Genomic DNA, 10,274 nt, shown 5'->3' on the forward strand with positions numbered 1-10,274 from the left:
CGAAAATTCCCACGGTGAGGCTCGCTGCCGTCTCAGATCAAGCCTTGTCGTATGGGCTGATCATCGATCGGTCGCGCGGTACCGTGATAGGTCGGTGACAGCGCGTGTGGAGGAGGGACGGTGTCACAGTTCAACGCCCGCAGTAAGGCCATCAATCCGAGCGCGTACAACGCACTGGCCGATGCGCTCTGGTTGATCTACTGGAACAAGGACCCCTTCGAGCTGTACGTCCGAGGCATGTTGAAGGAGCACAGCGAGCTGCTGGCGCAGTTGAACTTCGCGACCACTAAACGGGAAGTGTCCGGCCACCTGGTCAAGCTGTTGCGGGCCAATGAGGCCCGGTACCTAGATGTGACCGTCGCCCTCATGCTCGACATCGCTGCCATGGATCGGTTTCCGAACCTCGAACGACAGGTTGATGGTGCCGACAAGGTGGCTAGCGCGACGGCTGCGGTAGCCGAGTTGAGGCGATGGACGGCCAAGCAGCGCGAGGTCATTGCAGAACATGAGGCGCACGCGGCCACGATCGCGGAGAGCGCCAAGCAGGCGCAGGACGGCCGGGTGTTCGCCCAAGCCCACGACGAGCTGAGGCAACGATTCATCGTCATGCACTCGGCCGCCGACAAACACCAGCGAGGACGGGACTTCGAGGGCTTCATCAACGAGCTGTTCGGCCTGTACGACCTGGAGCCGCGGGCGTCATACAGCCTGGAGTATGAGCAGATTGACGGCGCATTCTCCTTCGACACCGACCACTATGTGCTTGAGGCTAAATGGTGGAAAGAGGCCATCGGTCGCCGCGAGTTGGACGTCTTCAAGACGAACATCGAGCGCAAGGCCAAGAACACTCTGGGCCTCTACGTCAGCGTGAACGGCTTCACCTCTGATGCTTTGGCCGTCTACAGCTTCAGCACACCATTCATAACGATGGATGGGGGTGACTTTATGGCCGTGCTTGACCAGCGCGTCCGCCTGGACGAGCTGATGCGTCGCAAGAAGCGCCATGCCAGTGAGACGGGCCACTGCTTCCTCCCAGTCTCCGAGATCTTCAGGGGGATTGACTGAGCACTCGGGCAAAGGGGAGCCGTCCTACTGTCTCCGTGTGAAGGACGAGGGAGAGGAGGACCCTGACCGAGCTTGAAGCGGCAGAGGCCGTGCACGCGTCCCTCTTGTCGAAGCACTCACAGGCGCTGCATACAGTCCAGACGTCTCGCCCGGCCCCTGCCAGGACCGGCAACTGCCAACCCACAGTGCCTATTAGGCGTACGCCTCCCGCAGAAACCGCGCCTACCTGCGTCGTCGCGGGATCCGCTGCACCATCCCGAACAAGGCCGACCAGGCCCGCAACCGCCACAAGCTCGGCTCCCGAGGCGGTCGGCCACCGCACTTCGACCCGGTCGACTACCACGATCGCCATGCGGTCGAGTGCGGTATCAACCGTCGGCAATAGACACCGCGTTGTCGCCACGCGGTATGACAAGCTCGCCGTCCGCTACGAGGCGACCGTGCTGATCGCGGCTCTCAAGGGATGGCTTTGACCGGAGGCGGCCTTCCCGCCCTCGCTGACCAGGTCCGGCCGGCGGTCAGCTCCTCAGTGTCCACGTCCATGCACCGTCGGCAGGCTTCCGGCCGAGTACGCGGAGGCGGACGTGTCGGCCAGTGAACTGGTCTTCGACAGCAGCCCGCGTATGCGGCGTCGTCGGCCGCCGGGACACGCCCCCGGCCCGTGAAACGCATGGCTTCGCCGCACGGCACGCACGGCGGGCCTGTGGGGCCTGCCTCCTTCGGGTCGCGATCGCATCTGGCGCGTCGGTCATGCACCCGTTCTGACCAGGCCAGATGGACCGGCGTGAAGGGATCGTCCGAAAACGCCCGGTTGCGGCCCATGATCACTGGATTATCACGTTCCGCATGTGCATCAATACGGAACGTAGTCACCCCCTCGCCTTGCGGGTCCCGACGAAAGGGCACAGACATGCCTCCGGCCATGCGTAAGACGACGACAACCCCACGGGCACGACGGCTGGCCGCCGCGGCCGTCGCACTGGGCAGTTTCCTGGCGCTCGCCGTCCCGGCGGGAACCGCCGACGCGGCGCCCGCCGACCCGGTACCGACCGCCTTCTTCGGCGACTCCTACACCGCCAACTACGGCATCGCTCCCGTGAACGACGCCGACAAACCCAGGGGCTGGTGTTTCCAGGCAACGGAGAACTACCCCGCCGTCGCCGCCCGGCGCCTGGCGGACAACGGCATCACCCTCGACGTCCAGTCGGACGCCTCCTGTGGAGGCGCGCTCGTCGAGAACTTCTGGCGTGAGCAGCAGCTGCCCTTCGGCGTCGGGACGGTCCCGGCGCAACGGCACGCGCTCAAGGACGACACGAGACTGGTCGTGGGCGGCATCGGCGGCAACACGCTGGGCTTCACCAGCATCCTCAAGCAGTGCTCCGCCAAGCTCCGGGACGAGGGAGCGCTCCTGCCCGGAGAGCCGCTGGACCCGGACAGCCCGGCCGGCGAGTGCCGGGACTTCTTCACGTCGGGCGACGGAAAGGCGTGGCTGGACTACAAGTTCGAGCAGGTCGAAAACGAGCTGGTGGACATGCTCGACGGCATGAACAGCGTCTCCCCGGACGCCGATCGGGTCCTGGTCGGCTACCCCAGGCTCGTGCCCCAGGACACGGCCAAGTGTCTGACCCCGGCCCCCGGCCAGACCCAGCTGCCGTTCGCCGACATCCCGCAGGACGCGCTGCCCGTCCTGGACCAGGCCCAGAAGCGGCTGGACGACATCATGAAGAAGGCCGCCGCAGACACCGGTGCCGACTTCGTGGACCTCTACGACCACACCGGGAGCAACACAGCGTGCGACGGCGCCAACCGGGGCATCGGCGGCCTGCTGGAGGACTCCAAGGTCGAATTCGGGACCCAGCCCATCCCGTGGTACGCACACCCCAACGAAAAGGGCCGTGACATCCAGGCCCAGCGCGTGGCCGCCAAGATCGAGGAAGTCCTCAACCGCTGACCGGGCCACACAGCCCCGGACCCAGGTGACCCACGTCCTGCCGTGCGTCACCCGCTACTGAACGAGGCCCCAGGTCCGCGCAACCTGGGGCCTCACCATGCGGAGCTGCGGGACCGGCACCGGTGAGGTAGCGCGGCCAGTCACCCGCCCCGCCACTCTCCCCACACATTTGCCTGGTCAAGCACGTAGGCAACCCGATCGGTCCTAGGGATCGCAGATCCTCATCACCCATGCGACCAGGACTTTCACAACAGGCCCTAGCTCAGCTACGCCCCTGGTGAGGTGGAGCCACCGGGTCACGTGCATATCGACGCTCAGAGTTACGTGACGGTTGTACGCCTGGCGTTGATGGCCTGTCTCGTCCCAGGACGGCATTGACGGCAACCCTGACGGCAACGACGGCACAGAGAGACGAACGATCACAGCCGCCGACGATCAGTTCGGGAAGCCGATGGGCGTGCGCGCAACGCGGCGCCCGATCCTACGGATCAGAAGGTTGCAGGTTCGAATCCTGCCGAGTGCACACAGCTCAAAGGCCCCGGATCACTCCGGGGCCTTTGTTGTTTCGGGGTCGTACAGCAGCGAAGTACAGCAACGGCTGATGTCAGCCGTCAGTCCCCTCACTCGCTTCCGCGTAGACCTCCATCGTCATGGTGCCGGGTGTCCCGGAGCGGGATGACCCGGAGGCCGGCGCATCGGGCCCGCAGGGCTTCCTGCCAGAGATCACCGGCAGCCTTCCGGTCGCCGGTCTGCTGAGCGATGGTCCACGTACGACTCCCCCGTCCCGAAGTCGATCGACTTCCAGGTGAGCGCCAGTGTCGGCCGCTTCCCTCGCAGAGGATGAGGGGGGTGGGGATCCACGGCCTGCAACATGGTCCCCAGGCGGCTCCCGGGGACCTCGAAGGTTCTCTGGCCGGTCCCACTCCACTGGGCAGACTGGTAAGTAGCACTGACAACCACCCGGTGCCAGGAGGACCGACCTACGAGATCCCCATCGAGCGGTACTGGGTCGAGCGATCCCACTCATTCCCGGTAGCCGTCATGCTCGGTGGAGGAGTACGGGGCGAACTTGTCGACGTCGAAGAAGACGCCTTCCCATGCGGTTTGTCCTGCGGCGACGACAGCGCAAGGGGCGTACAGGAACCCGTCGGCGGACTGCGGGAAGGGCTCGCCGTTCCGGCCCGTCATGTCGGCAACGGGAAGCATCCCGAACTTCTCTTGGTCCAGGCGGTAGAGAGCCTCGGCATGTCCGGCCAGGCGCTGACAACCCGACTGCGTGGCGCTGCCGTTCAGGGTGGCTATCAGCGCCCAGGCGCGCTGAAGTGGCGCGCCTCGGCCGGCGCGGGCTCTGTCTCCTCCTCCGCGTCCTGGACTAGTTCGACGAAGTCCAGTGCCCAGCCGGGGTCTTGGATCGCTCGGTCAAGCTCAGACCGTCTCAGCTTCCGTGTCATTCAGCCCCGAACACTCGCGTTCAACCAAGACCAGAAGCCGATCTCAGCCCGGTGACGACCCTTCGATAAACGCAGCCCAAAGCTCCGCCACCACAGTTGGAAAGCGTGCGTGTCCCCCGCAGCGGCACCTTGGTTCGCGGCCGACGCTGACAACAAGCCCGTTGCTCCCCGAGTTCGGGCATGTTTTTGGGCGCGGGCAGGGGCGTCTTCAGTAGGCGATGACTCTCCAGCGCTCGATCCACAGCAGCCAGTCGCCTCCCGCGCCCCGTACCTGGACACGGTCGGCTTCCACCTGCCAGACGGTGCCGTAGAGCGTGGCGTCGGGGAGGTCCACTCTGACGACGTCGTAGACGTCCAGGTCGTCCTCTACCGGACGGGTCCACGCATGCGCACAGTGCTCGCAGGCGTACTCGACCACGTGGCGTTCCGCAACACTCATCGGCCTACCCGGACGGACCGCTTCGACGAGGCATCGAGGGCACGGGTCGGCAGTGTGCGCGCCTATGGAGCGGGACATCATCCGATCCTGCTGTGCAGCAACGGAGTACAGCAACCCCAGCCGGCAACCGCCATCGCCCAACACGATGCCCCTGTTCGAATCCTGCCGAGTGCACATAGCTGCGAGACCCCGGAGAGATCCGGGGCTTTTGGCTGGTGATCCGTACGGTGGCCACGGTCTCCCGCCCTCCCGCCCTCCCGCCCTCGCGCCCTCGTCCCCCCGGCCGTGTCCGCTGGGCGGGTGAATCCGATCGTTTGTCGATGGGGGGTCGGTGTGACGGCGGGAAGGTGATTCTGCACGTCAGATGCGTGAGGCAGGTCAGACACGTCACGGGCAGGGAGTGTTGTTATGCCGAAGTTCCTCATTCAGGCCGCTTACACGTCCGAGGGGACGAAGGGGTTGCTCAAGGAAGGGGCGAGTGGTCGCCGGGCTGCTGTTGATCAGGTGGTCGCTGGGCTCGGGGGAACGGTCGAGGCCATGTACTTCTCCTTTGGAGAGGACGACTTTGTGTGCATTCTCGACTTTCCCGACCCGGTCTCCATGGCCGCTGTCAGCCTCAGCGTCAAGGCCAGCGGCGCGCTCCGTACCCGGGCCACACCTCTGCTCACCTCGGAGGAGATCGACGAGGCCGCCCGCCGGCAGGTCGACTTCCGTCCTCCTGGCGCGTAGGGGGAGGACGGCACCCGGCGTCGGCCGTCCCTGTAGCGAGCCTTGGATCAAGTGGGGCCTTGCAGGTTCGCGGCCTATGGCTGTCGGTGGTCCGGGTTCTGTGGCGAACACCCGAGCCGCTCCCGACATGCACCTCAGCAAGGGGTTCAGTACGCCGCTCGGCGGTGTCGACTGGGACCTGCCGGTTCCGCGGCGGACGGTTGCCAGGAAGGTCGTCGGGTAATCGGCCTGCCCGAGGGACTGGTGACCATCCTTCCCGCCTCCGAATAGGTCGAGCCTGGTGAAGTCGTCCGCTCAGTGCGACGGGGATTCCAGGACGAGGCGGATCTCCGTCACCTCGTAGCCCGCGCGGTCGAAGGCGGCGGCCATCGGAACGTTGACGGTGTCGGTCGTGGCGGTGATGCGGTCGGCGCCCTCGCTCGCGTGGAACCTGGTGATCTCGGCGAGGATCTCGTCGATCAGGCCCTGTCCGCGCTGCTCGGGGACGACACCCAGGTAGCCGACGTTCCGGTGGTAAGGGGTCGCGGAGGGAATGGCCAGGCCAGCCGGCGTGCCGTCCGGGAGTTCGGCGAGGCGCCACCAGGAGCGCTCGCCGGGACAGTCGAGGTAGAACTCGATGTCCTCGCGGGCCAGTTGCTCGGGGTCCGTCGAGCGGAGCCCGTTCCGGGTGTGCAGGTCCAGGCTTCCGGTCGACAGGCGGACGAACGCGTCCAGGAACTCCTCGTCCGTGCCCTTACGGAAGATCAGTCTTCCCGTGGGTGCCGGGACCTCGGCGGCCGGTGTCCACTCGTACCGCAGACGCTCGATCTCGCTGCTCAGCCCGGACCTGGACGCCGCCTCCCGGCGCCAGGCCACGGCGTCGACCAGTGCCGGGCTGGTCCGCCAGTCACGGGGCAGCGAGATGTTGTAGGAGGGGAGGGTCCCGAAGGCGGCATGGGCTGTGGCAAGGAGCCCGGCGGCGACGGCGGCCGGGTCGACGACGTCGGCCCGTACCTGGAGGCAGTCGAGCGCGATCGGCCGCACGCTGTCGGCACGGCCCCACCACAGGGCACGGGCCAGGAGCTCCCCGTCCCCGGCCCCGTCCTCGTCCTCGTCCTCGGCGAACCAGATCCACTCGGGGCGGAACTGGTTGCTCGCGAGCTCCTGTCGGATCCGTTCCGCGGTCAAGGCGGGGAGGGGGCCGTCGGCCGGGTAGGCGGCGGCGCGGTCGAGGTCTGTGGGGTGTGTGGGGTCTGCCGTGGCAGCGTGAAAGAGCATCCGGTCATGATCGGGTCGGGGGGTGGGCGGAGCCATCGCTTTTTTCGAGCGGAGCCACAGTCGTCGAGCGGAGCCGGAGCTGTGGGTCTGGCCGGGACCTGTTCCCCGCTGGGAGGGCCCGCCGTGCAGTGGGGGTGGGTGGTGGGTGTGTGCCGGGTGTTGCTGGAAGGCCACGTCAGTAAGCCGGAGTGCCTTGTTCTGGCGTTTCAGCGTCGTGATTTGCCCATGGTTTGACCGCCATGGGTCACAAGGCCACGAAGAGGGGAAGGCTCATGGTGACCAGGAGTCGTACAGATCCCAACACGGATTCGCTCGGGAGGACTTGAGGCCACTGCCGACGAGATCAAGCCGCACCCGGGTTGACGGGCTCCTGCGTTCTAGCCGTTGGCTGAGCGGTGTGCTTCCCTGAAACGAGAACCGAACAGCGCCACCTCTTCCGCAACTCGACCCCCATCGGGCTGGTTGCGGTCCGACGCAGGTTGACATCCGCGGGGATCGGCACAACGACCGAGGTCCGCGGGGCGAGGAGCACGGGGCGTTCATGGAGACGTCAGCGACTGGCGTGGAGATCGACTTCGACGTGGTGAACCTCAGCGGTTCCGCGGACGTACGTATGGATCTGGACGAGTTACCCGAAAGTGCTCTGGGCCGGTCGATACGGCGAGTTCGGCGGGACACCTTGGAGCATCGCGCGGTGGATGTGTCCATTTTCCAGTCGGCTCTCTGATGGGCGAGTAGGCAGCGGGGGACCGCGTGGCAGGAGGTGGCACGTGCGTGATGCGAACCCCTTCGTCGAGTGGGTGGTCAAGGTTGCGCAGCCGTGCAATCTGGCATGCGACTATTGCTACGTTTACGAGCTTCTTGACCGCTCCTGGCGGGACAAACCGTCCGTCATGGCCACCGGGACCGCGGACCAACTGGCCCGCCGCATCGCCGAGCATGCCGGGCGGCACGGTCTGTCTCGGGTCCGTGTGACCCTGCACGGGGGTGAGCCGCTGCTCGCCGGCCCGTCCCGAATCGAACATCTTCTGAACGTTCTGAAGGAGGAACTGCGCGACACCGCAGAGTGTGATATCTCCCTTCAGAGCAATGCGACTCTTCTGAATCCCTTATGGATGGACCTGTTCCGCCGACACGGGGTGTCGGTGGGTGTCAGTCTTGATGGCGGCCGAGAGGCCAACGATCGCCACAGGCGTAACAGGAACGGGCGAGGCAGTCATGCCTCCGTCCAGAGGGGACTAGAGCTGTTGAGGAGGGCCGAGAACAAGGCACTGTTTGCGGGCCTGCTCTGCACGGTGGACCTCGCCAACCCGCCACTTCGCGTGTACGAGTCCCTGCTCGCGCACGAGCCGCCGGCCATCAACTTCCTGCTGCCGCACGCCACGTGGGAACACCCGCCGCCCGGTCACGATCCGGATCGAACGCCGTACGCGAACTGGCTCCTGGCGGTGTTCGAAAGGTGGTACACGGCACCGCGTCAGGAGACCCGGATCCGCCTGTTCGAGGATCTTGTGGATCTCGCTCTCGGCGGTGACGTGCGGTCGGAGAGCACGGGGCTGGCCGACACGGACTTCCTGGTCGTCGAGAGCGACGGGACAATAGAATTATCGGACTCACTGAAGGTCACCCGGGACGGCGGCGCGGCCACCGGGCTCGACATCTTCACTCACGACTTCGACACGGCGGCACAGCACCCGGTCGTGGCCGATGCCCGCCGAGGGGGTCTGTCGGCGCTCGCCGACGTCTGCCGCAGCTGCGAGGTCGTGCGCATGTGTGGCGGTGGACTCCGTGCCCACCGGTTCCACCCGTCCACCGGCTTTGCGAACGCGAGTGTCTACTGCGCTGACCTGCGGGTTCTTACCACCCGGATCCGGGACCGGGTCGTGGCCGATGCCACCGCCTTGCTCGGGGGCGTGTCGTGACGGCCCCGGCGACCCTGCGCATGGCCGGCGAGGACTTCGCGAGCCTGGCGCGCTGTCACCCGTCCCCGACCGCCCTGCGGATCCTGCGGGACGGCCAGGTCTCCCGGCGTCTGCTGATGCTGAGGGATGTGGCCGCGGCGATCCGGAGCAGCACACCGGATTCCTGGGAGTACTGGGGAGCGGCGGCCTGGGAGTTGTGCCGCCGAGCCCGTGCGGCGGACGTCCGGGCCTTCGAGGAGGTGCTGCTCCATCCTCATGTCGGTGTGTGGTTGGGGCGTTGCCTGCGGTCCCTGCACGACCCGAACCCCGCCGTCCGCGCGAGCGCTGAAACCGGCCGGCTGACCGGTCTGGCGGCCGCCGCCGCATTACGCGCCGGACTCCGCCCGCGCCTCGCCCTCCTGGCACTCGACTCCCTGATCTGGCTGCCCACGCTGGGCCGTGTCCGGTTGACCGGAGGTGCGCGGGAGGCCCGGCTGTGGGGTGACGTCCTGGACCTGGGCGGGCGATCACTGGTCCTGGGGGAGCGGGGCGAAGCCCTCGACGACACCGGCCTGTGCGCACCGCGTCGTATGACCGCCGTGCCACCGGGAGACGCACCGTCGTTGTCGGTGGTCCTGGAGGACACCGACCCCTACCGGGACGCGCACGGCCATCCGGTGCTGCCCCGTCGGACAGCCGAGGAACTGCTTGCCTGGCAGGTGTCGGTGGCCGGGGCCTGGGACGTGGTGACCCGTCTGGTCCCGGAACGTGCGGCCGGGTACGCCGCCCTGTGGACGGCGCTCGTGCCGTTGGAGCCACCACGGGAGGGGCGGGCGGTGAGTTCCGCTGCGCGGGAGGCCTACGGGGCGATCGCGGCCACCTACACCGCCGATCCGGTACGGCTGGCCGAGACGGTGGCGCACGAGAGCGCGCACATCGCTTTCGGAGCCCTCGCCGATCTCGATGATCTGGCGGATCCCGAGGACCGTGACCTGCTGCGGGTCGGCTGGCGAAAGGACCCCCGCCCCATCGGGTCCGCACTCACGGGAACCCATGCCCATCTGGCGCTCCTGCAGTTCTGGCAGCGTCGTCAGTGGGAACTGAGCGGCCGGCAGGCTCGTGCCGCGCGTACCCGACTGCACCGCTACGGGCGTCAGGTCGCGCGCGCCCTGTGGGACCTGCGGACCCATCCCGCGCTCACACCCTCCGGGGCCGACTTCGTCGCGGGGATGGCCGACGAGGCGGCGCGCTGCGGCTTTCCCGCGCGTTCGCTGCCTTCCGTGCGCTTTCCCGTGGGGTCGCTGTCCTTCGTCCGACCCGACGACCCCTCACCCGTTGGGGTGGCATCGCCGCAGGCGCCGATGCGGACGCGAGAGCCCGCAGCTTCCTCCCCTGACCAGGCCACGGCTGACTTCGCCCGTGATCTGGCCCATTCCGGCAGGAAGAAAGCCGACGAATCAACACCAGGGGTGGACTGATAT

The 10,274-nt window shown here is 67.1% G+C and carries 9 protein-coding genes; 6 read left to right on the top strand and 3 right to left on the bottom strand.

The annotated features are described in order from the left end of the window. Positions 1–120: 120 nt before the first annotated feature. The gene (locus ACGFZS_RS10660) at positions 121–1,065 is read left to right on the top strand and encodes a restriction endonuclease (protein ID WP_393794779.1); all 945 of its coding nucleotides are present in this window, start codon (positions 121–123) and stop codon (positions 1,063–1,065) included. A gap of 922 nt (positions 1,066–1,987) precedes the next feature. Further along, entirely contained in the window at positions 1,988–3,016 is a 1,029-nt protein-coding gene (locus ACGFZS_RS10665) for an SGNH/GDSL hydrolase family protein (RefSeq protein WP_393794780.1), read from the top strand. 1,023 nt (positions 3,017–4,039) lie between these two features. Here the strand turns inward: ACGFZS_RS10665 and ACGFZS_RS10670 are convergent. Both ACGFZS_RS10670 and ACGFZS_RS10675 read right to left on the bottom strand, forming a co-directional pair. Continuing rightward, positions 4,040–4,204 carry a hypothetical protein gene (locus ACGFZS_RS10670; protein ID WP_393794781.1) on the bottom strand — a complete coding sequence of 55 codons (165 nt, stop codon included), beginning with the start codon at positions 4,202–4,204 and terminating at the stop codon, positions 4,040–4,042. A gap of 471 nt (positions 4,205–4,675) precedes the next feature. Further along, positions 4,676–4,906, bottom strand: coding sequence for a hypothetical protein (locus ACGFZS_RS10675; protein ID WP_393794782.1), 231 nt, complete (start codon positions 4,904–4,906; stop codon positions 4,676–4,678). Positions 4,907–5,314: 408 nt separating this feature from the next. On the opposite strand from ACGFZS_RS10675, the gene ACGFZS_RS10680 reads away from it, so the two are divergent. Then, complete coding sequence (locus ACGFZS_RS10680) at positions 5,315–5,635, top strand: GYD domain-containing protein (RefSeq protein ID WP_393657122.1); 321 nt, start codon at positions 5,315–5,317, stop codon at positions 5,633–5,635. Positions 5,636–5,929: 294 nt separating this feature from the next. Here the strand turns inward: ACGFZS_RS10680 and ACGFZS_RS10685 are convergent, their stop codons facing one another. After that, a complete protein-coding gene (locus tag ACGFZS_RS10685) occupies positions 5,930–6,892 on the bottom strand; it encodes a GNAT family N-acetyltransferase (protein ID WP_393794783.1) in 963 nt (320 codons plus the stop codon). A 541-nt stretch (positions 6,893–7,433) separates the two neighbouring features. On the opposite strand from ACGFZS_RS10685, the gene fxsA reads away from it, so the two are divergent. From fxsA to ACGFZS_RS10700, 3 genes are read left to right on the top strand one after another with little or no spacing between them, the layout of a single operon-like run. Further along, on the top strand, positions 7,434–7,619 hold the full coding sequence (gene fxsA / locus ACGFZS_RS10690) for an FxSxx-COOH cyclophane-containing RiPP peptide (protein ID WP_393657116.1): 186 nt from the start codon (positions 7,434–7,436) through the stop codon (positions 7,617–7,619). A gap of 43 nt (positions 7,620–7,662) precedes the next feature. After that, on the top strand, positions 7,663–8,814 hold the full coding sequence (locus tag ACGFZS_RS10695; RefSeq protein ID WP_393794784.1) for an FxsB family cyclophane-forming radical SAM/SPASM peptide maturase: 1,152 nt from the start codon (positions 7,663–7,665) through the stop codon (positions 8,812–8,814). Further along, on the top strand, positions 8,811–10,271 hold the full coding sequence (locus tag ACGFZS_RS10700; RefSeq protein WP_393794785.1) for an aKG-HExxH-type peptide beta-hydroxylase: 1,461 nt from the start codon (positions 8,811–8,813) through the stop codon (positions 10,269–10,271). Before ACGFZS_RS10695 ends, ACGFZS_RS10700 begins: the two co-directional genes overlap by 4 nt. Positions 10,272–10,274 lie beyond the last annotated feature (3 nt).

Origin of the sequence: Streptomyces sp. NPDC048288, assembly GCF_043201555.1 — a bacterium.
Classification (GTDB): domain Bacteria; phylum Actinomycetota; class Actinomycetes; order Streptomycetales; family Streptomycetaceae; genus Streptomyces.

Coding starts and splice junctions, on each gene's coding strand:
- ACGFZS_RS10665 (WP_393794780.1), top strand. CDS start 1,988: ATGCGTAAGACGACGACAACCCCACGGGCACGACGGCTGGCCGCCGCG.
- ACGFZS_RS10670 (WP_393794781.1), bottom strand. CDS start 4,204: ATGACGGGCCGGAACGGCGAGCCCTTCCCGCAGTCCGCCGACGGGTTC.
- ACGFZS_RS10675 (WP_393794782.1), bottom strand. CDS start 4,906: ATGAGTGTTGCGGAACGCCACGTGGTCGAGTACGCCTGCGAGCACTGT.
- ACGFZS_RS10680 (WP_393657122.1), top strand. CDS start 5,315: ATGCCGAAGTTCCTCATTCAGGCCGCTTACACGTCCGAGGGGACGAAG.
- ACGFZS_RS10685 (WP_393794783.1), bottom strand. CDS start 6,892: ATGCTCTTTCACGCTGCCACGGCAGACCCCACACACCCCACAGACCTC.
- fxsA (WP_393657116.1), top strand. CDS start 7,434: ATGGAGACGTCAGCGACTGGCGTGGAGATCGACTTCGACGTGGTGAAC.